Genomic DNA, 24,861 nt, shown 5'->3' with positions numbered 1-24,861 from the left:
GCATTCTTGACATGAAGATGCTGATAGCCGTCGATGGAGGCGGGAGCGGCTGCCGTGCAGCCGTAGCCGACACTGCGGGACGCGTTCTCGGCCGCGGCTATGCTGGACCCGCCAATGCAATGACCGACCTTGATGGCGCCCTTTCCCATGTGGTCAGGGCGGCGCAAGAGGCACTTGCAGCGGCGGACCTGGCTGCTGGCAAAGTCTCCGAGTGCCCGGCAGTTCTGGGATTGGCAGGCGTCAATGTGGGTCAGCATGGGGAAAAGATCAGGCAACAGCTTCCATTTTCTCAAAGCATCGTTCTATCCGATGCCGTGACAGGGCTTAGAGGCGCGCTCGGCTCAGGCGACGGTGCCGCAGCGATTATCGGGACGGGTTCGGTGTTCGGTGCTCAGCTAGGCGGCAACGCGCGGTTTATTGGCGGCTGGGGCTTCCTCCTCGGCGATCAGGCGAGCGGAGCATGGCTCGGGCGGGCGCTTCTCAAAAGGGTGCTTCTTGCTCAGGACAAAGTAGCAGCGAACTCCGACATGACGAAATCGGTTCTCTCTCGCTTCAATGGCAATGCGGAAGAGATCATTGCCTTTGCGCATCAGGCACGCCCAGCTCATTTTGCCGCTTTCGCGCCGGAAATCTTTTCCTGGGCAAGGCAGGGGGACCCGGTGGCCAAAAGCCTTGTCTCTAACGGAGTCAGCGCCATAGAGGCGCATCTTCGGGCAGTGATGCCGCAGGACTGTCCGCGCATCTGCTTTATCGGCGGTCTGGGCGCATCCTACGTGCCTTATCTTGGGGCAGCATTTCGCGCCAACCTGAAGCCTGCTTTGGGTACTGGCCTTGATGGTGCATTGGCAATTGCCGTCGAAAGATTCGGTTGACGGCAGGCACTGCCTGCCTCATCGGATCATCTGAAGCGTGTGGAACGCTTGCGAGCCCAACTCGATGCCGGTTTCCCGGAAGGCACGAAACGGACGCGGCCTTGGTTGCGTCACGGGCAGCGGCAGGTCCTCGTCGGATATTCGTCCCATCAGATGCTCTGCCAGAATCTTTCCGAAAACTGTTCCAGGCGCGATGCCACGTCCGTTATATCCGCTGAACCCGATTACGTTGCGGCTTAAACGGTGGAGCCTTGGCAGATGATTGTCCGTCATACCGATATATCCATACCAGGCGTGCGTAAACGGTACGTCGCATAGCATCGGGAAGAGCTTCGCCAAAGTCCGCCGGGCCCACGCCTTATGGATGGCACGGCCGGTTCCGCGCAACGAACCGACGCTGCCCAGGATGAGCCGGCCCTGGCGGTCCCAGCGGAAAGAGGTGAGGATCTTTTCCGTATCCCACGCCCCTTGCCGCTGCGGGAGGATCGTTTCCCTCGCCATTCCATCGAGCGGTATCGTCGCGAAATTGAAGTAGGGCAGCAGCACCAGCTCCTCCCGTAGTTCCGGCCATAAGACACTCGTATAGGCGTTGGTTGCGGCGATCACTCGTTCTGCCGTCACATGGCCGTTGGCGCACTCGACGCGCACGGCGCCATTTTGCGGGACAATGCGAATTGCCTGCGAGTTTGTGAAGATTTGCGCTCCGCTAGCGAGTGCTGCTTCGGCCAGCCCACGCGCATAGGCGAGCGGCTGCACCGTTCCTGCCCTCAGATCGAGCAGGGCTCCGGCATAGGCATCGCTGCCGATCTTTTCTGCTGTTTCCTTACCATCGAGTAGGCGGACAGGCACTCCCCGCGCGGCCCATTGCCTCGCGCGTGCGTCGAGTTCCTGGAGGCCGCGTTCTCCTACTGCACAATGGAGCGTCCCCGTCTCCTCTAGATCACAGGCAATTCCATGTTTCTTTATCAGGTCGAACACCAAACGCGGTGCATCGCTCAGCAATTTGAGGAGGCGTTCCCCATGTTCCTTGCCAAGCGTTTGCGGCAGAGTCTCCGGCAACACCCACATGCCGGCATTCACGAGGCCGACATTGCGCCCGGAACCGCCTTCGCCGATCTCCCCGGCCTCCAGCACAACGACTTTCGCACCGGCTTGCGATAGGTGGAGGGCAGCCGACAAGCCTGTAAAGCCTGCGCCGACAATTGCAACATCGGCGGTTGTGGCATCGCAAATGCTGGCGGTTTTCGGTGCGGCCGGCGCAGTTTCGGCCCACAGTCCCTGTCCGTCGGTTCCCTGTCGCATCACGTTTAAAGGCGGCGTCACACTGCGCATCAGTTAAGTGGAAGGCTATCAATCTTCTCCCCGAAAGCAACAATATCCGGCATGGCATCAGAACTTTCCAACCAGATTGAGGAAGACGCCCTGATCGTTCAGGGTAAGATCGCGCAGATCATCGGAGAAACGCCCGAAATTATAGCCGATCCCGATTTTGAAATTTTCCCCGACATGACGGTATACGGCAGCAAGGGCGCCGAAATCTGTTGAATCGTCCTTCATATGCAGGATCCGCCCTTCTAACAGGAGGTCCCAGTTCTTCACCAGATGCAGGTCGGTACGGATGATCCCCAGATGAGCGGTCGAGCGCTGCCACTCTTCCTCAAAGGCCCGTCCTGCTCCGTCATTCACACGATAACGCACCTCGCCGATGCGGACGCCGTATTTGCCTCCGACGGACAGCCAATGTGTCAATTCATACGAAATGTCGGCCGAAAGAATGTGGCTCCTCTGGCCCGGTGCGTTGAGATCGCCCGTGGCGGTGCTGATTACCTGATCGTTGCCGGGCAGATCGTAAAGCCACGTATATTTGAAGAGTGCATTGAGGCGGTCGTGGTTGACCGGTCGGTAGGCATAACCTAGCGATGCTTCGATATAATCCGTATTGGCAAAGAATGTTTCCTCAGACTGGGTATCAGACATCAGGGTATCGATATTCCCCATTACCCGCCAGTCCTCGTTGGCTTTCCAGCCGAGACCCGCAGCAATAAGATAGGTGTTCTGGTCACGCGTTTCGTCTTCGGAACGTTCTATGCGCACCTCGCCCCGAGCATGGGCCTTAATCCCCGCTTCCTCGTCCCGGTAGCCCAGCGAAAGGGAAGGGGCGTAGCGGTCGAAATCCGAATTTTCCCTCCCTGCGCCGTCCAGCGTGTCATCGCGTATGAGCCCCATTTCAAGTCCGGCATCTACGGTCCACATGGCGTCAGGCGTGTACACCACGCCATAGGTCTGGGCTAGCGAACGCCGAGCGCCGAACATGTCATAGCTGTTTTCAGCATAGGCCGAAATTGCGTCTCCCATCCGCCGTCGGGTGCCTGCAACGACGGCTCCCCGGTCCGTGCCGAACAGATCATGGCCAAGGTCGAATTCAAAGGCGCGGTCCGGGTCGAGCCGATAGCCGATATAATGGTGGTCATCCGCCGTCGGATCGTAAGTTAGGCCGGCCAATGCGCCGAAGCCATTGGTACCGTAAGAGATCTCGCCATTGAGGCCGATCTTCTCGGTAAGCCGGATCTCTGCGCCCAAGCCTCCCCGGTCGTTATTGTCGATATCGCCGGAGCGGTCCACAGTGCCCTGAGCAAAGCCATAAACGAGTCGGTCGTCATCGATCCGGTAATCTACGCGCACCCCAGCATCTGTCCTTGAGCCGTCGTAACCGGACTTCCGAGCAGCTACGGCCGTGGGTGACATCAGTTCGGTATAGCTGACGCCGAAGGAGACTTTCCAATGGGCGTCGAATTGATAGCTGACGCTTGCTGTTCCCTCGCGCTCAAACTTCCCAGTATCGTCTGTGAAGTCGTCATAGACGAGCCGGAGGCCGATATTATCGGTCATCTCTAGCCTTGCTTCTGCTCCCCAGATGTGGCGCTTTGCGGAAATCTGATCGTAAAGCGTCGAAAAACCTGCGTCCTTTTCCTCATAATAGGCTCCCAGACGTCCTTTCAGACCCACAGCGAAATCTTCAAGAGCGGCCTGTCCCTCGATCCGCCAGGCGTCGGCGCCGTGCTCCGCATCGCCGGTGCTCCCTTGGCTGCCCCAGGTAAGGCCTCCATCATAGGATCTCAGTCTGCCAAAACCCGGGCCCTTTGATCTGGCAATCTCCGCCGACAGATATGTTTCTTCGGTATGACGTAAGGTCACGTCGGCGCCATAGGCTTGCTGATCTGCGGGGCCAGTGCCTTCCTTCATCCCGGTCGCACCGATCCGCACCATTTCATTCAGCCAGTGCTGGCCACGGCCTCCATAGGTATAACCGTCAATATCGCGGCCCAGCGGCTCGAACTCATATTGTACGGTGAGTACCTGACGCTCTCCACCCAACGCGCCATCCCGAACGGGGCTGTCGGGAACGCTCACGGACATTAGCGGGCGTCTGAGGATAATCACGCCCTGCATGTAGTCAAAATCGTAATCCTGCCCGTGGACAAGCACACGGCGCCTGATTACACGCTGGCTTACGGCATCGCGAATCTCTATCGCCACCGTTTCGGAACCTTCGACGATATCCTGACGCTTCAGGAAATAGCCGGAACCGCCTGTCCCGGAGAATTCCTCGCGCTGGGGCAGCGTATCGGGCTGGGCGGCATAGCCGGTGATCTCAGTGCGTCGCTCCCCGAAGGTAGTAGCCGATTCCGACCGGTATACCGCGGAAGCACCGTAGAGCGCACGCTCCGAGCGAAGAAACTCGGTTCCTCGCACCTGTGTGCGGTAGTTGCCCCACATGACATGGCTGTCTCCGCGCTCAAGCCGCACATAAAACTTGCCGTTGGTGGGGGCATCCTCCTGAAAGGCGGAATCATCGCCATATATCGGATAGTAATTGTCCGGGTCGAGGCGGCGCAGCAGCTGGCGCGGGTCCTTCGCGTCGAGGTCGCGGAAGATTTTGTCAAGGTCCTCCTCTCCGGTATCTGCGGCCGCTTTCAGAAGATACTCACCCTTGATCTTCCCCCTCAGATAGAAGGCGAGTCTGCCTTTGGTGTAGACATCATCGAACTCGCCTGGCCGAACGGTTTCTATGAGATCGTCGCCGAAGCGCTTTCCTAAGGTAAAATCCGCCAGCGCCACATAGAACCAGTCATTATACGGAATGTTGATGTCGCGGCTGAAGGCGAGCCCGCCCGTTTTCGAGGTGCCGGCCACGGAAACGTCAACCGAATGATCTCCCGATGGCAGGATACGTTGTGCGACGAATGCCTGGTTTGAATCGAGCGGAATCGGATCACCCAGGACCTCGACCGTATAGCCCGGTGGCACGTGGCGGCCATAGACCGTCACGGCACCGCCCCTTACGGGAATGTTACGAAAGGCGGTGCGGTCTTCGGCCATGCCGGGGGCTTCGGATCGGGTTTGCTCGGACAGTGAGGGCAGTTCCCGGGCAGAACGGTGGAGCGTTAGCGGGACGGTTTCGTCATATCGTCCCGAAGCATCATATACACGCAGCACATAGGCGAAATCCGGGCCGCCAACATCAGGCATCACCCAGCTAGCCTCGCTATTGATTCGTACGGGAACGATATTGACCGGCTCTCCGGCAGGCCCTCCGCCGATCTCGTACAGCCGGATCTCCGCGCGTTCGATGAAGGCTGGGTAGTTGGATGTCGCAAGGAAGCGGACCTCATCCCCGGGAAGGTAGGCGCGGCGAATGGGGACGGTGGAGACGTTAAGCATGGGCGCAAGGTCAAGGCCGTCGAATTTCACCTGAATGTCGACAGCGCTCAATCCCACATCGGTTTGACGCTGCCGATCGACAGGTCTTGAATTCGGCAGCGTCGTGCCCGGCGCCAGTCGCTCCGGTTCGATGCTGGCGTCGATGGGAACACCGTCCACGCTGATCATGAACGGAATTGGCGGGGTGTCGAGAATCGTCTCCTTCTCCGTATTCTCCGTTGCCGGAGGACTGGATGTGGAATTGCCAAATCGCAGGTCGCCGCCCAGTCCTTCAGCAAGAGCCGGGCCTGCAAGGATGCCGCCAAGGAGCGCGGTACCCGTCAGGAGGATGGAACGGAGGCCCGACGCTCGACTTACGGGCAAGCTGTCAAGATCAGCAGGCTTGTTGCGGGATATCATCGATCGTTCTCCACTCGGGTGTCGATGGTGTTTTCGTTGGTTTGCTTGACGCCATCCTCGCGGGATGAACGCTGGTTTGGCGGTTGCGCGGGTCCAGAAAAGATACGGGAGGGTACGCGGTGTGCCGGGGCTGTTGCGCTGGTGACCGCACAGGAATGCAGGCCGGGTATATCGGGGTACTTGTGAGCATCGCCGGCGCTCAGGTTCGATATGGCGCCCGACGTTTGGTACAAAAGATCAGCCTGCGGACCAGAGCGTATACGTGACAGGGAAACAGCGCACGCATTGCCCTCGAGAATGGGCCATAGCTCATTAGGATAACTAGTAGCCGCATCCGGAGCATCGGCGCTTCCGCGGATCCAGCGTGCAAAATCCGGCATAACCGCTTCCAGTAAAACGATAAATGTATTCACGTTTAAATATGCGCCATCGTTTACGCGGCTGCTTGGAAAGTCCAGTAACGCCCTGGATAATCAACATCTATTCCAAGTACTGGAGGGAAAATACGGCTAGCCGGAAAGCGGCCAGGTGTACGCGCATTCGGTGTCCCGCCGAAGCAGGGTTCCGTAAGAATGCGTGCAAGGACGCCGTTGCTCATCCCAATGCATCCTCGGGCCTGAGCGCACAACTCCGAGAATCCGGAAACTTGATGGAAGCAGCTTGCAGCCGCCCTTTACGCGTTACTGGGGCCTGCTCACAGGCAGTTCCTCGAAGACCTTTAAAGACGCATAACGGCTTAAACTGAACGGCAGCAAAAAGAACTGTGTGACTTCCGGAGGACCTATACTTCCGCCGATGCAACTTGCGGTGCAGGCTCGATCCCGTTCCGTCCGCTTACCGTGTTTTAATCTGGAGGGCGAATTCGCTTGCCGCACTCAGGCGGCATCGGCACATTTTGGGCGTATTTGGAACGGAGGAGCGGCGCCTGATGCGCCGCTCCCCCTCTTGCTATTCCCCGATCTCCAAATGCGTCTCGATACTCAGATGGTAATCGGAGAGCGACTGTTCAAAGCGTTCGGTAATCAGGTCCTTGACATGTTTGAGCCGCTGCCGGGCAAGTGTCATGTCCGAGGCCGTCCCGAAGTAGCTCAGGCGCAGAACCGAAGGCTCGCTATCAAGCAGGGCAATGAGCTGATCGATTCCAGCCGCCCAGGCGGGGTCGAGTTCGAAGCTGCCGGGAACGAATGCACTGTCGTTCAGGTCGAGGCGAACCACCCGGCCGATTGAGGCGCCGAAATTGATGCGGCTCGTCTTTCCAGGCGTCAGGCGGATAACGCGCGGGTTTTCCGTAGTCAGCCTGTATCCCGTGGGCAGCGTGCGAGGGTCAAGCTTCATGATGAAGTTTGAACCCGTACGTCCATCGGGAAGGTCGGCACAGGCGATGTGGAAGCGCCCATGTTCGTCCGTTGTGATCAGCCATCCTTCAACAGTAGCGAGGCGGACACCGGCAAGTCCACGCTCCCCTTCGTCGGGGTAGCCGTTGCGGTTGACGTCGTCGAACACCCTGCCAAGGACCTCTCCGCAATCGAGTACGGCTTCGGCGAGAACCTCAACTTTTGCACTGGTTGTCGGAGCCAGGGCTTTGCCGTTCCTGTCCGTGACATCTGCGCGGTTTATCTTTTCTCCGGCGCCGGCTGAACTCAGAACGTGGAATCTCAGTTGGATCGAGAGTTCGTGATGCGCAGCGATGGAGAGGTTGGCAAAGCGGATGCTGTGACCCTCGATAACAGGAGCCGTTTCCACTCCATTCACGGTGGCTGTTCCCTCCACATATCTGAAGCCTGATGGCACCGTATCCGTTATCGTCAGGCCTTCCGCTCGCACATCCGTATTATTCACAAGACGGATGGTGAACGGGACCTGCTCTCCACGACGGACATAACGAAGCCCCGCCGTCTTGGTCAGTGACCATTGTTCGACATCGCCCGTGGGGAACGGTGTCACTTCGCAACTGGCCGGCGCCGGGCTTGCGGTGCAGTCGGGCGGTGTTGTGCCCGCCTCATAGGCGATGTTGCGCAGGCTGGTGGTGCCGGGCAGGATCTCCGCCGCCGGCTTGACGCGCACCTTGTATTCGACGGTCACGGCGCTGTTGGCAGGCAGGGTGATGCCGCTCCACTCCAGCGGGTCGGTGCCGGCCGGCTCGCCGGCGCCGGCCGTGCCGGCGGTCGATCCGGCGACATAGACGGTGTTGTCGTCGATGTCGTCGGTGAGCGCGTAGCCGGTGACGGGCTGGTCGGTGAGGTTGGTGAGGGTCACCGTATAGGTGAGCTCCTCGCCGGGCGAGGCGTAGCCGTCACTGATGCTCTCGCCGGTCAGCGCCTTGGTTATGCTGAACAATTGAACCGGGACGGTGTCGCAGTTGCCGAGCAAGGGCGAATTATCGCAGTCGGGCGGGGTGGTTCCGCTCTCGAAAGCAACGTTGCGGATTTCGGTTGCGCCGGCGGGAAGTGGGCTGTCCACGATGACGCTGTAGGTCACTTCCGCCGTGCCGTTCGCAGGGACCGTGATATTGTTCCACACGAGCGGATCGGTAGTCTGATCCGGGTTCTGTAAGACGCCATCGATACGGGAAGAGTTGGGCACGTAGGTTGTGTTGTTATCGATATCATCCGTGAGGTTGTAGGAAATCGGCGCGGCTGTGTTGTTTCTCAGGATGACCCGATAGGTAAGCTCCTCGCCGGGGGCGGCATAGCCGTCGCCATTTTCGTCGAGCTGAAGATCCTTCTCGATCGTCACGGGATAAACCGGCACGATCTCGCAATGCGTGGGTAGGGGTGTCGCATCGCAGTTCGGCTCGCGGCGTTCAGAGTTGTAAGCCACGTTGCGGATCTGCGTAACGCCTGCCGGAATCTGGCCGACACGCACTTTGTAAACAACTTCTACAGAGCTATTGCCGGGCAGCGCGAAAAAGTTCCACACCAGCGGGTCGCCGGTTTGGTTAGGTTCTTGCGCAACGCCGTCAACTGTCGAGGAGTCTGCGACATAGGTGGTGTTGTCGTCGATATTATCGACAAGGCGGAAGGGCCCCTCCTCGCCATTATTGGTGATCGTCACCTTATAGGTGAGTTCCTCGCCTGGTGAGGCATAGCCATCGCCATCCGCATCCCCTATGAGGCTTTTTTCTACGACAAAGGGGCTGATAGGAACGCTTTCGCAGTTATCCGGACGGGGCGTCACATCGCAGTCGGGCGGCGTGTCGCCTTCCCTGTAGGCGAGGTTCCGGATTTCCGTGACATTGGCAGCAAGGGGATCACTCACGACAACTCTGTAGGTGATCTCCATTGTCCCGTTCGCAGCTATTGCGAGACCATTCCAGGCAAGGGGATCGCCGGTCTGGTCGGGCTCCCGCGGCGTCCCGTCCACGAGCGACGAGCCTGCCACATAGGTGGTGTTGTTGTCTATGTCGTCCCTGAGGTCATAGAGGGCGATCTGCTCGGTGTTGTTGGTCAATGTCACCTTGTAGGTGAGTTCCTCGCCGGGAGAGATTTCGCCGTCTCCGTCACCGTCGGCGACAAATGCCTTGTCTATGCTCACGGAGGCAAGCTGCGTGATCACTTCCGTTGTATGGGTAACCTCCACACCTTCTGATGACCTTCCCGTAACGGTTGCGGCATTGACTACCTGGCCGGCGGCGATGTCGGCGGGCGTCAGCGTATAGGTGGTGGTGAGGATCTGCGACGCACCCGCTGCCAGGGAAGTGATCGGACTGCCCGGAATGGAGGGAATATTGGGATCGTCAACAGTGATGTCGTTGAGTGGGACGCCGCCAGTATTCCTGACGGTGAAGGTGTAGGTAATGGTCTCACCCTCCTCGGCTATGCCATTGCCGTCGTCATTCCAGACGCCCTGCTTGATGAGCGATAGTCCTGGCCCCAAATCGAGCTCGACGCAGCGCGCCGCATCCTCGCAATCAGCCGGCTCGCCGTCGCCAGGTCCTGCAGCGTAGTTCTTCAGATCCGCATTCTGAGGGGGTGCGTCGCGGACGACGGCATGAACCTGAAAATTCCGGACGCTGCTTGCGGGAAGATCGGTTGTCCAACTGAGGGTGCCGCCAAAACCATCCGGGTCAGCGCCGGATACTGACCCTTGGGGGAACGAGATTACATGGCGCAGATCGTCACCGAGCACGTCGCGTAGATGGAAACCCGAAACCGCGGCACCGGGATTTGTAACGGTGATGAGATACTTCAGCGTCTCGCCGGGAGATGCCAATCCATCGCCATTCTCATCGCTGGATAGCTTTTTTTCTATGCGTATACCGGCGGCATCGGGGTCAACGCACTGCTCGGATATCTGGCAGTTCGGCGTAGGGCCACCGGACCTGCGGACGAAGTTTCTGAGATTTGCATTGACTGGCAGAGGTGAGCGTGCTCGCGCCCTTACCGTGAGTGTCGTTTGCGAAGGGGCAGCATCCGTGCCCGCGGGCAGATTGAGCGTCCACCCGACGCTGCCGCCGAAGCCGTCGCTCCCCAGGCTCATATTCGTGGCCGGAGGATTGGAATCCACATACTGAAGGTCTGCGCCGAGAACGTCCTCCAGTTGATAACTGGAGATGGCCGAGCCGCGGTTGGTAACGGTGATCGTGTATGTGAGAAGCTCACCGGGCGATACCAGGCCGTCGGGCGTCTCCTCTCCGGTCAGTTGCTTCTTCAGCGTTGGCGCGGGGCTGCTGCCACCGGGCTCGCCGGGATCGCCCGGCCCGCCGCCACCGCCGCCCCAGCCCGACCCGCTAATAGGTGTCATCTGGCAATGGGTAGAGGGACATCCCGCCTCTTCCAGATCCGCATATCGAACCATGTTGCGGATGTACCCATCACTATTCGCAGGATACAGATTTGGCATATCGACAGCAATGTCAAGCACAAGTCTTCCGGGCTGTTCGGGAGACCCGGCCGGCACGGAGACATTCGACCAGTTGATATTGCCGTTCTCGGGTTGCTCGCCGTTATATAGGTCGAAGCGGAAGATCACGTTCGGGTCGAGCATGTCCTGAATATCATAGGATACAGCAGGGCCCACATTGAATATCTCAATCCGGTAGGTGAGGCGCTCATTCCGTTGGGCGGACGGATTGTTCGGCAGGCTCTGGGAAACCAGCGTCTTGTTCATCCATGAAATGCCACGGAGATAGAAGTTCGCCGTGCAAAATCCGCCTTGTGAAGACAATTCCAGGGGATACTCATGATGGTTAGCAGTGAACTGGAAAGGCGCAGGTACCCACTGGACCGGTGTAAGTCGAGTCTCGCGACTATGCGCGCCGACAGCGACTGTGGCAGCGCTGCAGCTGGTGTATACTGGGTGTTTAGTGCCTCCGATATTTGAGGTGGAAGCATACATGTCAAGCCTGTAGACCACACCCGGCGTCAACCCGGTGATCATCGTCCGTGCAGCGCTGCCTCTGCCATCGACGCTCAGCCAGGTGGCGTCTCCGTTCGGGGCAGGGGGTATTGGTGGATCCCAAAAATACTCGTCATAACCCTGGTATTGATTTCCGTTCGTACACCCCCCGGAATCCGAACTTGCCTTCATCCAACCGTCGGGCATTACCTGAGACGACGGCGTACATGGTGAGGTGGGGGCCACGTATACAGCCCCGGCCGGGCTTGCTGAAAATGCAACCTCCAGCAGGGCTACGGCGAAAATAAGCGCCAGCCGACTGCCGCTCGCATGGAGTTGGCGGCGGCCTCCCGCGCTCGACGATAAGTATGCCGAGCCCATCGTATGTTCTGGGTAGAGGAAATGAAGACATGCGCGATGCGATGCAGGCGGCTAAGGACCTGGAACATACTTGCTCCCGATGTTATCGAAGTGAAGATTCTTCTTAAAGTTGTAGCCATCTAGGCGATGTATACGCTCTGTGTCCAGAAGCCTGTACCCGTTTTCAACTGCTGTATTCGTGAATAGCGATTATGTTTATGTATCTATAAATAGATATCAAATCCCATATTTGGCTCGTGTAGTTGTCGCAAGGAGCGTCGGCAGTGCTGGTGCTGTCGCGTCGTTCTTCTTTGATCCTTCTGGAACATGCTCCCTGCCGCGGCGTTGGAAGAGCGGGGTTACCTCCAGGAAGATCCAGATGGACCGTCATGACGCGCCGCTTGAGAAATTTGCCTCTGCCCGGATCGCGATAGAGGCCGTAGAACCGGCGATAGATGCGGGGCGCTTTGCTGTTAAAGCGCTTGAAGGCGAGCGTTTCCGGGTGGAAGCGGACATCTTCTGCGACGGGCATGAGGCGATTACAGCCGTGCTTCTTCACCGTCGTCGGGGAGACGGCACGTGGCGTGAGGCGCCTATGCGGCACTTGGTGAATGATCGCTGGCGGGCGGCCGTCATTTTCGAGGAGGCCGGGTACCACGAATTCGCCATCGCCTCCTGGCGCGACCTCTTTGCCACCTGGCGGATGGATACGGCGAAAAAACATGGCGCCGGGCAGAATATCTCACTTGAACTAGAGGAAGGAAAGATCCTGATCGAGCAGGCGCTTGCCCGTTGCAGGGGCTGTTCACGGCAGGATCGTGCGGCATTGAACGCGCTGTTGGCGGAGCTATCGCCGCCATCTGACGAAGGCAGCCGGTTCGCGCTGATGATGAATGACGAGGCAGCATTGTTGATGCGGCGCATCGGGCCGCGGGTAAACCTGACGATGACAGAGGCGCCATTTCCTGTATTCGTCGATCGCGCGAAGACCGGCTTTTCCGCCTGGTACGAGCTTTTTCCCCGCTCCCAGTCCGGCAGCGTGCAAAGGCATGGCACCTTCAACGATGTAATTGCCAGGCTGCCTTATGTACGCGGCCTTGGCTTCGATGTGCTTTACTTCCCGCCCATCCACCCGATCGGCCGCACCAACCGGAAGGGGCGCAACAATGCGTTGACTGCTGCGCCCGGCGATCCCGGCAGCCCCTATGCGATTGGCTCTGACGAAGGGGGGCACGATGCGATTCATCCCGAACTCGGTACGTTCGAGGATTTTGAGCGGCTCGTGAAGGCGGCCGCAGAACATGGATTGGAGATCGCGCTCGATTTCGCCATACAGTGCTCGCCGGATCATCCATGGGTCAAGGAGCATCCAGAATGGTTCGACTGGCGGCCGGACGGGACGATCAAATTCGCCGAGAACCCGCCCAAAAAATATGAGGACATCGTCAACGTCCATTTCTACCGCGATGCGATTCCCAGCCTTTGGCTCGCCCTGCGCGATGTGGTGCTGTTCTGGCTGGGAAAGGGCGTGCGCATCTTCCGCGTGGACAATCCGCACACCAAGCCCTTGCCTTTCTGGGAATGGCTGATCAGGCAGGTACGGGTGGCCGACCCTGGAGTTATCTTCCTTTCGGAAGCCTTCACCCGGCCAAAGATGATGAAGCGGCTTGCCAAGGTCGGCTTCAACCAATCCTATTCCTATTTCACCTGGCGCAACACCAAACAGGAGTTGACCGAGTATCTGACGGAGCTTACGCGCGACGAATGCCGCCACTACATGCGGCCGAATTTCTTCGTGAACACGCCGGACATCAACCCGTTTTATCTTCAGACTAGCGGGCGGCCGGGCTTTCAGGTGCGGCTGTTTCTGGCGGCCACGCTTGGGGGAAATTACGGCATTTATAGCGGCTTTGAGCTTTGCGAGGCGGAGGCAATCCCCGGCAAGGAGGAGTATCTAAATTCGGAAAAATACGAGATCCGGGCCTGGGACTGGGATCGACCAGGCAACATCAAGGCCGATATTGCGTTCGTAAACCGGATGCGGCGCGAGAACCCGGCGTTGCAGCAGTTCATCAATCTCAATTTCTATAACGCCTGGAACGACGCAATTCTTTATTACGGCAAGTATACGGACGACCTCTCCAACTTCCTTCTCTTTGCTGTCAATCTCGACCCCCACAATCCCCAGGGCGCATACTTCGAAGTGCCCTTGTGGGAGTTTGGCCTGCCGGACGATGCGACGATAGAGGCGTTCGATCTAGTCACGGAACAGCCTTTCGCCTGGACCGGAAAAATCCAGCACATGCATCTCGACCCACGCCAGCGCCCCTATATGGCATGGCGGCTCATCGTACCCGGAGGACGCCGATGAACGCGACGGAAACGCTTGTTGCAGCGGCAGATACGGGCGATCGGCAAGCCGGGCTCCCCCCGGAAACGGCGGATGCAGCCGACTGGTACAAGGACGCGATCATCTACCAGCTTCATATCAAGGCGTTTCACGATTCCAATGGCGATGGAATCGGAGATTTCAACGGGCTTTTGCAGCGGCTCGATTACATAGAGCGGCTGGGGGTGAACACCATCTGGGTGCTTCCCTTCTATCCCTCGCCGCTGCGCGACGACGGCTACGACATCTCCGACTACCGCGCCATCAATCCTGCATACGGGAAGATGCGGGATTTCCGCCGTTTCGTGGCGGAAGCACACCGGAGGGGGATCCGCGTCATCACGGAACTTGTCATCAATCACACTTCCGATCAGCATCCCTGGTTCCAGCGCGCGCGCCACGCCAGGAAAGGTTCTGCTGCGCGCAACTTCTATGTCTGGAACGACGATGACGAGCGCTACCCCGAAACGCGCATTATCTTTCTGGACACGGAAAAATCCAACTGGACCTGGGACCCGGTTGCCGGACAGTTCTTCTGGCACCGGTTTTACTCCCATCAGCCGGATCTAAACTTCGACAATCCGCGCGTTCTTGATGAGGTCATCAAGATCATGCGGTACTGGCTTGATATGGGCGTTGACGGGCTTCGGCTGGACGCGATTCCCTATTTGGTCGAGCGCGATGGTACGAACAACGAGAACCTTCCGGAAACGCACGAAATCCTGAAGAAGCTTAGGGCCGCGCTGGACGAGCGATATCCGGACCGTATGCTGCTTGCCGAAGCCAATCAGTGGCCCGAGGACACCCGTCCCTATTTCGGCGATGGCGATGAATGCCACATGGCCTTCCACTTCCCGCTTATGCCACGCATCTACATGGCGCTCGCGCAGGAGGACCGGCACCCCATCTCCGACATCATGCGGCAGACGCCGGAGATTCCTGAAAGCTGCCAATGGGCCATTTTCCTACGCAACCACGACGAGCTGACGCTGGAAATGGTGACGGACCGCGAACGCGACTACCTCTGGCGTACCTATGCAGAGGACGTGCGTGCACGCATCAATCTAGGCATCCGCCGCAGGCTTGCGCCGCTGATGCAGAACGACCGGCGCAAGATCGAACTGCTCTACGCGCTGCTCCTGTCGATGCCCGGCACACCGGTCATGTATTATGGGGACGAACTGGGCATGGGCGACAATATCTATCTGGGCGACCGTGATGGGGTCCGCACGCCAATGCAGTGGTCGCCTGATCGCAATGGGGGTTTCTCGCGCGCCAACCCCCAGATGCTCTATCTGCCGCCGGTCATGGACCCGATCTATGGCTATCAAACCATCAATGTGGAGGCGCAGGAGACGGACCCGTCTTCGCTGCTCAACTGGGTCCGCCGGATGATCGCCGTACGCAAACAGCATCCGGCCTTCGGGCGCGGCGACTTCACCATGCTCTATCCCGGCAATCGCCGCATTCTCGCCTATACGCGAAGCGACGGTAACGAGACCATCCTGTGCGTGGCTAATCTTTCCCGTTCAGCGCAGGCAGTAGAGCTTGATCTTTCAAAATATCGTGGCTGCGTCCCCATAGAACTTATCAGCCACTCGCCTTTTCCGCCCATTGGCGACCTGCCTTATATGCTGACGCTCTCAAGCTACGGTGCCTTCTGGTTTCTGATCGCCGATGAATCGCAGGCGCCGCACTGGCATGCACCCGTTCCGGAGCCGCTTCCCGAATTCATTACGCTGACCCTGGTGCGCACGAACATCGAGCGGGTGCTGGAAGGACGGGCGCTGCGACAGCTTGAAGAGGACGTGCTGGCTCCGTTTCTTCAACGTCAGCGATGGTTCGGCGCCAAGAGCGAGGAAATACGCTCTGCACGCATCCGCGAGCTGGCAAGGCTCGATGAAGAGGCCGGATTGCTTGCCATAGTCGAGGTCGATCTTGCTTCGGGCAATCAGCACTACCTGCTGCCATTGAGCATTCTCTGGGGCGAGGAGCACGTGCTGTACGGCGCCCCCAGCCTCTCTGCCACGCTTGCCCGCGTGCGCCGGGGTGCTCAGTTGGGAGCGCTTGTCGACGGGTCCTATGATGAGCGTTTCGCGTCCGAATTGATGCGGTGCATGCAGGCGGGCCGCGAACTTTCCGGCCCTGGAGGCGTTCTACGCTTCTACGGGAGCCAGAAATTGACAGAGATGAGCTTCGCAGAGCCACCCTCCGCACTCAGGCAGGAGCAAAGCAATGTTTCCATCGCTTTTGGCCGACAGGCGCTCATGAAGATCTTCCGCCGTCTCCGTCCGGGCCACCAGCCGGAAGTCGAGGTGGCGCGTTTTCTTACCGAGGAGGCAGGCTTCACGAATACACCTGCCTTCCTGGGCAGCATTGAACTTTTAGAGGAGGGAGAGGAGAACACGGTACTCGTGAGCGTTGCAGCCTATATCGAGAATCAGGGAGACGCCTGGAGCGTGTTCGTGCATGCCCTGGAGCGCCACATGGAGGATGAAATCCTGTCACCTCCATCCGCTGAAAATATGCCAATTCCATTCGTTTACCCTCTCGATCTCATCTATCGGCTGGGAGAACGGTCGGGGCAGATGCATGCGGCCCTCGCCATAAAGACGGATATTGAGTCGTTTCGCGCCGAGCCAGTCCGCCGTGCCGATATTGACGAATGGGTAAAGGATGCCAGGGCGGAGCTTTCCACCGTTCGAACCGGCCTGGGAAATGCACTCGAACGCCTTCCCCCGACAAGCAGGGAAATGGCGGAACATGTGCTTTCCTTGGCACGCAACCTGGACCGCCGACTCGCCGGCCTGCGCAGGATCCGGCCTTCCGGCATGAAGACCCGTATTCATGGCGATTACCATCTGGGACAGGTGCTGGTGGCGCAACAGGATCTCTTCATCATTGACTTCGAGGGCGAGCCTCGCCGCTCCCTTGCGGAACGCCGGGCCAAGACTTCACCCTTGCGCGATCTGGCCGGGATGCTGCGTTCGTTCGATTATGCCGCCTCAACCGCGGCGCGCCAGGTGGCCGCGCGGCTTCCCGATCAGTCGCGGGACAGCGAAGCGCTCGCCGCGCGATGGCGCGACCGCATGTCAGGTGAGTTTCTCGCAGGTTACTCGGCGGTCGCGGGTAGCCCGGTAAGCGGGACCGATGAGCAAGTAACCCGGGATGCACTTTTGCAATTGTTCCTGCTGCAAAAGGCGCTTTACGAGGTCAATTATGAGCTCTCCAACCGTCCAGACTGGGTCGCTATTCCCCTTCAGGGTGTGCTCAACCTCATGGAAGGGCCGGGCGAATGAATGCGGTGGAGGAGAGCCCGCTCCCATCCTGGCGGCTTGCTGACCCCCACGCGATAGCTGCGCTTGTGGCGGGGCGGCATGGTGACCCCTTTGCAGTGCTCGGGCCGCACAGGACAGATGCCGGCATCGTCCTTCGCGTCCTGCGGCCGGAAGCCGACAGCGCCGAGCCATTTGATCCAGTGTCGGGCAGGAGCCTTGGCAAGCTGCTGAAGCGTCATGCAAGAGGGTTTTTTGAAGGACTGATTGGGAACGGACAGGACACTCCTGCTTACCGGCTGCGTTTCAGACGGGATAGGGATGTTTGGGAGGAGGAGGACCCATATCGCTTCCACAGTACGCTTGGAGAACTCGATCGCCATCTTTTCGGTGAAGGCCGCCACTTCCGGCTTTACGACAAGCTGGGAGCGCACCCATTACGCTGCGAGGGTGTCGAGGGCACCCGCTTCGCCGTTTGGGCCCCTAACGCCAGTCGGGTCAGCGTTGTGGGAATTTTCAACGATTGGGACGGCCGCAGGCATCCGATGCGGCGGCATCCAGCCATCGGCGTATGGGAACTTTTCTTGCCGGGAGTGGGATCCGGAGCCATCTATAAATACGAGATCATTGGCGCGCACGGAGAGATGCTACCTGCCAAGGCCGACCCTGTAGGCTTTGCAAGCGAGGTGCCGCCGGCGACCGCCTCCGTGGTCAAGGGTCTTCCCCGGTACGAATGGCAAGATGTGCAATGGATGGAAAGCCGGGCCGCGCGCAATGATCGCAGTGCCCCGATTTCCATCTATGAGGTGCATCTCGGCTCCTGGCGGAGACGCGACGATGGCGGCTATCTGTCCTATGGAGAGCTTGCTGACCGGCTCATCCCGTATGTGAAAGATCTGGGCTTCACGCATATCGAATGCCTGCCTGTCAGCGAGCATCCCTTCTCCGGCTCCTGGGGTTACCAACCCGTCGGGCTTTATGCGCCCACTAGCCGCTTTGGCGAACCCGAGGAATTCGCACGCTTCGTCGACCGCTGCCATGTCGAGGGGCTTGGCGTGATCATCGATTGGGTGCCGGCGCATTTTCCGTCCGATGCCCACGGCTTGGTCCGGTTCGACGGAACCGCCCTTTACGAGCACGCCGACCCGCGGCTTGGGTTCCATCGCGACTGGAACACGCTGATCTATAATTTCGGCCGCCGGGAGGTTGCGAATTACCTCGCTGCCAATGCGCTCTTCTGGATCGATCAGTATCATGTCGATGCCTTACGCGTGGATGCGGTCGCGTCGATGCTGTATCTCGATTACAGCCGCCAGCCTGGCGAGTGGGTGCCGAATGTTCATGGCGGCAACGAGAACCTGGAGGCAATTGCCTTCCTGCGCGACACCAACATCGCGCTGTTCTCGAAGCATCCCGGTGCGACCTCGATTGCCGAGGAGTCCACCGCGTTCCCAGGTGTCTCCCGGCCCGTCCATGACGGGGGCCTGGGTTTCGGCTTCAAGTGGAACATGGGATGGATGCACGACACGCTTGATTACATGAAGCGCGACGCTATCCATCGTAGGCATCATCATAACCAGATGACCTTCGGCCTGGTGTATGCTTTTTCTGAAAACTTCATCCTGCCCTTGAGCCATGATGAAGTAGTGCACGGAAAGGGATCGCTAATCGGGCGCATGCCGGGCGACCGCTGGCAGAGATTCGCTAATCTGCGGGCATACTTCACCTTCATGTGGACGCATCCGGGCAAGAAGCTGCTCTTCATGGGAGGCGAGTTCGCACAGGAGCGCGAATGGAACCATGATTGGCAGCTCGATTGGCACCATCTCGACGATCCGCTGCATAGGGGCGTGCACGATCTTATCCGTGACCTAAACGGGATTTACCGCAACCATAGAGCGCTCCACGAACTGGATTGCGAAGCGGCAGGTTTCGAATGGATCGACGCATCCAATCCCGACCTCAGCGTATTCATTTATCTGCGCAAGGGTAACGTCGAAGCGCCGCAGGTCGTTGTCGCCTGCAACTTCACGCCCATTCCCCGCGAAGGATACCGCATTGGCCTGCCTGAAGCTGGCCGTTGGCGGGAAATCCTAAACAGTGACGACGTCCGTTATGGCGGCTCCGGCGTGACCAACGGGGTTCTGGAGGTAACGGAAGAGCCGTGGCATGGGCGGCCGGCATCGGCTGAACTGAGGCTGCCTCCGCTCGGCAGCACTGTTCTGATCCGCGAACCTGGGTAGATGAAGCATGCACGTTGATGCCGGTCTTCCGTTTCCTCTTGGCGCCACATGGGATGGTTCGGGTGTCAACGTAGCTGTATTCTCGGCCCATGCTGAGAAGATCGAGCTATGCATTTTCGACGCCAAGGGTAGGCGCGAGTTGCAACGCGTGCCCTTGCCGGAATATACCCACGAAGTCTGGCACGGCTATTTTCCCGATATGCGGCCCGGCCAGGTCTACGGCCTGCGCGCCCACGGTCCCTACGATCCTTCACGGGGACACCGCTTTAATCCTCACAAGCTTCTGATCGATCCTTACGCGAAGCTGCTGCTGGGCGACTTGCGGTGGCATGACGCCTGCTTCGGCTACCGTGTTGGCTCCCAGCGTCAGGATCTTTCGATCGACCGGCGTGACTCCGCTTTCGTCATGCCTAAATGCGTGGTCACCGATACAGCCACCACTTGGGGCGACGACGTTCGCCCGCGCCGTCGATGGCAGGAAACGATCATCTATGAAGCGCATGTGAAGGGAATGACAGCGCTTCATCCCGACGTGCCCGAGCAGGTTCGCGGCACCTTCGGCGGCCTCGCTGACAGCCGTGTTATCGATTATCTGGTCAAGCTTGGCATAACGGCCATCGAGCTGCTGCCTGTCCAGGCTTTCTTTGACGACCGCTATCTCGTCGAAAAGCGCCTCACCAATTACTGGGGCTACAACACCATCGGCTTCTTCGCAGCGGCCCCGCGCTACATATCGCCGGCAGGCGGCTTGCATGAGTTCAAGCGTATGGTGCGCAAGCTGCATCAGGCAGGCATAGAGGTCATTCTCGACGTGGTCTACAACCATACGGCTGAAGGTAATCAGCTAGGGCCGACGCTTTCCTTCCGCGGCCTTGACAATGCCAGCTATTACATCCTCGCAGACGACCCGCGCTACTATTATGACACCACCGGCTGCGGCAACACGCTTAACCTGAAGCACCCTCGGGTGTTGCAGATGGTCATGGATTCGCTGCGATACTGGGTTGAGGAATGCCATGTGGATGGCTTCCGCTTTGATCTGGCCACCGCGCTTGGGCGTGAACGTGACAATTTCGAGCCGTCATCGGTCTTCTTCGACACGGTGCGGCAGGACCCGGTTCTTTCAGGCGTGAAACTCATCGCCGAACCCTGGGATCTCGGGCCCGACGGTTACCAGCTAGGGAATTTTCCACCCGGCTGGGCGGAATGGAACGGTGCTTATCGCGATTGGGTTCGATCTTTCTGGCGCGGTGACGAGCAGGTGGCGCCAAATCTTGCCAGCGGGCTTCTGGGCTCGGCCGCCATGTTCGATCGCCGGGGACGCAGGCCTTGGGCGAGCGTCAACTTCGTCACCGCTCATGATGGATTCACCCTTGCGGACCTGTACAGCTACAACGAGCGGCACAACGAGGCGAACCAGGAAGAAAATCGCGACGGCCACAGCGACAACAAAAGCTGGAATTGTGGCGTCGAGGGTCCCACTGACGATCCCGACATTCTGGCACTGCGAGCAAGGATGCGCCGCAACGCCATCGCCACCATGCTGCTTTCCCAAGGCACGCCCATGATTCTGATGGGAGATGAGGTAGGCCGTACGCAGCACGGCAACAACAATGCGTATTGCCAAGACAATGAGATGAACTGGCTCCCCTGGGAAGGTATTGATCCCGAGGATGAGGCTTTCCTTCAGTTTGTCCGCAAGTTGCTCCAGTACCGGCATGCCCGCCCCCGCCTGACTTATCGAAGCTTTTTGCATGGAAGGATGGTGGCGGATGGTATTCGCGACGTGTCCTGGCTGCGCCCTTCCGGCGAACCGATGGTTGATGAGGATTGGGCCGATCCGAACCTCCGGACGCTCGGCCTGATGCATTGCGAGGCACATGGCTCCGCCATCCTCATCCTCTTCAATGCTGCCCCGGAAGCTGTGGAGTTCAAGCTTCCACGCGAACTGGGCGCAGCCGGATGGAGGATTGTAATGCGCACCGATACCGGCAGATGGCCGGTTTGGGATGTGCTCCGAACGCCGGCCGAGATCGATGTTGGCGCTCATACGGTGCTTCTTCTGGAGGGGCGTATACGATGACCTTTTCCTTCGAAGGCCGCTGGGGCGGACATCTGCGTGGCGACGGAACGTCCGTATTTCGCCTCTGGGCACCCGGAGCTGACCGGCTGCGCCTCCGGCTGGGCCAGGGCGAAGAGCAGGAGATGGAGCCACACGAGCATGGCTGGTTTGAACTAGAACTGGACGGCATGGCCGAAGGCACGCCCTATCAGTTTGTCCTTGCCGACGGACTGGCGGTTCCAGATCCTGCCTCTCGGGCGCAGGTCGCGGACGTACACGGGCCAAGCCTTCTGGTCTCCTCCGCTTTCGATTGGAAGACCAGGAACTGGAGGGGAAGGCCATGGGAGCAGGCGGTCATTTATGAGCTTCACACCGGCACATTCACCCCCGAAGGAGACTTCGACGGCATACGGCGCAAGCTCGATCACCTGGCGGGCGTAGGCTTTACGGCAATCGAGCTGATGCCCGTCGCGCAATTTTCAGGGCTTCGCGGCTGGGGTTATGATGGCGTTCTGCCTTATTGTCCTCATTCGGTTTATGGCGGAATCATCGGACTGAAGCGGCTGGTCGATGCCGCGCACGAACGCGGCCTGATGATGATTCTCGACGTGGTGTACAATCATTTCGGCCCGGACGGGAATTATCTAGGCACCTATGCGCCCGCGTTCTTCGACCCAGACCGTAACACGCCCTGGGGACCGGCCATCCGCTTTGAAGAGCCGGCAGTACGCGCCTTCTTCCTCGACAACGCGATCTACTGGCTCGACGAGTTCCGCTTCGACGGGCTGCGCTTCGACGCGATCGACCAGATTCAGGATCGCAGCCCAACGCCGATACTGGAGGAGATCGCGACCACGATCCGCGAGCGTTTCGATGGGCGGGAAATTCATCTGACCACCGAGGACGAGCGCAACATCGTTTGCTTGCACCCTTATGATGAGGCGAACCGCCCGATCCTGTTCACCGCCGAGTGGAACGACGATTTCCACCACGCTGCCCACGTCCTTGCCACGGGTGAGGATGGCGGTTATTACGCCGGTTTCGCCGACAACCCGATCGGCCATCTGGTCCGCGCGCTGGCGGAAGGTTTTTGCTATCAAGGCGAAGCGTACGGCCCGAAAGGTGGCCAGGCGCGCGGCGTGCCGAGCGTCAATCAGCCCCCGGCCGCGTTCATCGATTTTCTCCAGAACCACGACCAGATCGGCAACCGCGCTCTAGGCGAGCGGCTCACCCAGCTTGCTGATGCGGAGACGCTGGAGCTGCTCACCGCGGTGCTTCTTCTCAATCCCCAGATTCCGCTGGTCTTCATGGGCGAGGAATATGGAGAAGCGAATCCGTTTCTGTTCTTCACTGATTTTCACGGAGATCTGGCCACCGCCGTCCGTGAGGGGCGGCGTCGCGAGTTTGCCTCGTTCAGCCAGTTTTCCGGCGATCATGCCGCTCGCATTCCCGATCCGAATGAACTTTCTACTTTCGAAGCTTCGCGCCTCGATTGGCATCGTGCAGGAAGTGCAGTTGGTCAGCGGCGGCTAAACCTGTTTCGCAACCTTCTGCAGGTTCGAATGAACCATCTTGGTCCCTATCTGAAAAGCATGCGCTCGATACGCGCAGAACCGCTGCGCATTGCGGACGCTGCCTTTGCTGTCCGCTGGGGATTGGGTGACCGGACCCTCCTGCTGGTTGCTAACTTCGCTGCAGCCGATGTTGAGGCAGGAGAAATTGTCCGCAATCCCGCATCCATCTATGAAAGCAGCAGCGGCGCCTTTGAAAAACTCCGGCAGGGACGGCTGCCCGGAAAGAGCGTCCTGCTTCTAACCGAAGGTGCGGAATGAACGACGATCTTGATCGGCTTGCAGCCGCCAATGGCATCGTCCGCTCCTATCAGGCGCTCGACGCGACCATTTCGCGAGCTTCGGACGAGGCCGTAAATGCGATCCTCGATATCCTGGGTGCAACCGGATACCAGAACGTTCCGGCACCCAAAGGCGACTGGCCGCCGCCGCCACGTGCGCCAGACGATATTTCGTGCTATCTCCCTGCCTTCCTGCAGGAGGGCAGGGCATGGGGAGTGACCTGTCAGCTTTACGGCCTCAGATCCCGGCGGAACTGGGGGATAGGGGATTTTGAGGACCTTGCCCGGCTTGGGGAGCTGTTGGCGCAAAAAGGTGCGGACTTCATTGGCGTCAATCCGCTTCACGGCCTCTTTCTGTCCGAGCCGCAGAAGGCAAGCCCCTTTTCCCCAAGCGACCGCAGCTTTTTAAACCCACTTTATATCGCCACCGACAAGATCGAGGGCTTCGACCCAGGCAGCGATCTGGATGAAGCAGCTATCGGGGCGCTGAGGGAGCGCGAGCTGGTAGACTATCCGGCTGTCTGCTCCCATAAGCTTGGCGTGCTCCGCCGCATCTTTCGGCGCACCATCGCCGCGAACCGGGTGGCGTTGAACACTTTTAGGGAAAAGGGGAGCACCCCGCTTTTTCGTTTCGCCCTTTTTGAGGCTATCAGCCTTGAGATGGTACGCCGGAAGATCGGGAGCGGCTGGTATGCTTGGCCAAAGGAGTTCCAGGACCCTGAAGGCGAGGCAGTGGCACAATTTGCACGCGAGCATAGTGAAGAGGTAGAGTTTCTCATCTGGCTTCAGTGGATCGCGGACGCTCAACTCGGTGCTGTAGCAGGCAGGCTTCGCAGGGCGGGTATGCGTACCGGTCTGTATCTCGATCTGGCGGTCGGCACTGCACCGGATGGTGCCGCTACTTGGAGCGATCGCACGCTAACCATAGTCGGGGCCGAAATCGGCGCACCGCCCGACATGTTCAATCCAGAGGGCCAGAAATGGGGGTTAGCGCCCGTGTCGCCGCGCGAACTCACCGCCCGGCAATATCAGCCTTTGCGGTTCGCCTATGAAACGATTCTGCGCCACGGAGGGGCTTTGCGGATCGACCATGCGATGAGCCTTCACCGATTGTTCTGGGTTCCGGAAGGAATGCGCGCCGCCGATGGCGCCTATGTCCTTTACCCGATGCCAGAAATGGTGCGTGTTCTGGCCGAGGCATCGCAAAGTCGGCAGGCCATCATCATCGGTGAGGATCTCGGTGTTGTGCCGGATGGCTTTCGGGAAGAGATGGACCGCGCCAACCTGCTTGGTTACCGCATCTTCTATTTCGAGAGGAGCGAGCAGGGCTTCATTCCTCCCGATCGTTGG

At 59.1% G+C, this 24,861-nt stretch carries 10 protein-coding genes; 7 read left to right on the top strand and 3 right to left on the bottom strand.

Annotated features, from left to right (window positions below):
- The first annotated feature begins 11 nt into the window (after positions 1 to 11).
- The gene (locus HUS57_RS07535; protein ID WP_246727794.1) at positions 12 to 872 is read left to right on the top strand and encodes a BadF/BadG/BcrA/BcrD ATPase family protein; all 861 of its coding nucleotides are present in this window, start codon (positions 12 to 14) and stop codon (positions 870 to 872) included.
- Positions 873 to 890: 18 nt separating this feature from the next.
- Here the strand turns inward: HUS57_RS07535 and HUS57_RS07530 are convergent, their stop codons facing one another.
- From HUS57_RS07530 to HUS57_RS07520, 3 genes are all read right to left on the bottom strand, one after another.
- Positions 891 to 2,174, bottom strand: a complete 1,284-nt coding sequence (locus HUS57_RS07530) for an FAD-binding oxidoreductase (RefSeq protein WP_173933197.1) — start codon at positions 2,172 to 2,174, stop codon at positions 891 to 893.
- A gap of 87 nt (positions 2,175 to 2,261) precedes the next feature.
- A complete protein-coding gene (locus HUS57_RS07525; protein ID WP_246727793.1) occupies positions 2,262 to 5,993 on the bottom strand; it encodes a porin family protein in 3,732 nt (1,243 codons plus the stop codon).
- A 948-nt stretch (positions 5,994 to 6,941) separates the two neighbouring features.
- Complete coding sequence (locus tag HUS57_RS07520; protein ID WP_173932379.1) at positions 6,942 to 11,102, bottom strand: DUF11 domain-containing protein; 4,161 nt, start codon at positions 11,100 to 11,102, stop codon at positions 6,942 to 6,944.
- A 967-nt stretch (positions 11,103 to 12,069) separates the two neighbouring features.
- Between HUS57_RS07520 and HUS57_RS07515 the strand changes: the two genes are divergently transcribed.
- From HUS57_RS07515 to malQ, 6 genes are all read left to right on the top strand, one after another.
- Positions 12,070 to 14,061 carry an alpha-1,4-glucan--maltose-1-phosphate maltosyltransferase gene (locus HUS57_RS07515; RefSeq protein ID WP_173932377.1) on the top strand — a complete coding sequence of 664 codons (1,992 nt, stop codon included), beginning with the start codon at positions 12,070 to 12,072 and terminating at the stop codon, positions 14,059 to 14,061.
- On the top strand, positions 14,058 to 17,378 hold the full coding sequence (gene treS / locus HUS57_RS07510; RefSeq protein ID WP_173932375.1) for a maltose alpha-D-glucosyltransferase: 3,321 nt from the start codon (positions 14,058 to 14,060) through the stop codon (positions 17,376 to 17,378). Before HUS57_RS07515 ends, treS begins: the two co-directional genes overlap by 4 nt.
- Positions 17,375 to 19,597 carry a 1,4-alpha-glucan branching protein GlgB gene (gene glgB / locus HUS57_RS07505; protein WP_173932372.1) on the top strand — a complete coding sequence of 741 codons (2,223 nt, stop codon included), beginning with the start codon at positions 17,375 to 17,377 and terminating at the stop codon, positions 19,595 to 19,597. Before treS ends, glgB begins: the two co-directional genes overlap by 4 nt.
- A gap of 7 nt (positions 19,598 to 19,604) precedes the next feature.
- Entirely contained in the window at positions 19,605 to 21,680 is a 2,076-nt protein-coding gene (gene glgX, locus HUS57_RS07500) for a glycogen debranching protein GlgX (protein ID WP_173932370.1), read from the top strand.
- Complete coding sequence (gene treZ, locus HUS57_RS07495) at positions 21,677 to 23,491, top strand: malto-oligosyltrehalose trehalohydrolase (RefSeq protein WP_173932368.1); 1,815 nt, start codon at positions 21,677 to 21,679, stop codon at positions 23,489 to 23,491. Before glgX ends, treZ begins: the two co-directional genes overlap by 4 nt.
- Positions 23,488 to 24,861: 4-alpha-glucanotransferase (gene malQ / locus HUS57_RS07490; RefSeq protein ID WP_173932366.1), on the top strand; the 1,374-nt coding region annotated here is incomplete at its 3' end. The genes treZ and malQ, both read left to right, overlap by 4 nt.

Origin of the sequence: Chelativorans sp. Marseille-P2723, from assembly GCF_902809845.1 — a bacterium.
Classification (GTDB): domain Bacteria; phylum Pseudomonadota; class Alphaproteobacteria; order Rhizobiales; family Rhizobiaceae; genus Chelativorans.
The sequence above is the reverse complement of the archived record's forward strand: the minus strand, read 5'-3'. Positions and strand labels throughout refer to the sequence as shown.

Excerpts from the sequence above, each read along its gene's own strand:
- HUS57_RS07535 (WP_246727794.1), top strand. The coding sequence starts at position 12 with ATGAAGATGCTGATAGCCGTCGATGGAGGCGGGAGCGGCTGCCGTGCA.
- HUS57_RS07530 (WP_173933197.1), bottom strand. The coding sequence starts at position 2,174 with ATGCGACAGGGAACCGACGGACAGGGACTGTGGGCCGAAACTGCGCCG.
- HUS57_RS07525 (WP_246727793.1), bottom strand. The coding sequence starts at position 5,993 with ATGATATCCCGCAACAAGCCTGCTGATCTTGACAGCTTGCCCGTAAGT.
- HUS57_RS07520 (WP_173932379.1), bottom strand. The coding sequence starts at position 11,102 with ATGAACAAGACGCTGGTTTCCCAGAGCCTGCCGAACAATCCGTCCGCC.
- HUS57_RS07515 (WP_173932377.1), top strand. The coding sequence starts at position 12,070 with ATGGACCGTCATGACGCGCCGCTTGAGAAATTTGCCTCTGCCCGGATC.
- treS (WP_173932375.1), top strand. The coding sequence starts at position 14,058 with ATGAACGCGACGGAAACGCTTGTTGCAGCGGCAGATACGGGCGATCGG.
- glgB (WP_173932372.1), top strand. The coding sequence starts at position 17,375 with ATGAATGCGGTGGAGGAGAGCCCGCTCCCATCCTGGCGGCTTGCTGAC.
- glgX (WP_173932370.1), top strand. The coding sequence starts at position 19,605 with ATGCACGTTGATGCCGGTCTTCCGTTTCCTCTTGGCGCCACATGGGAT.
- treZ (WP_173932368.1), top strand. The coding sequence starts at position 21,677 with ATGACCTTTTCCTTCGAAGGCCGCTGGGGCGGACATCTGCGTGGCGAC.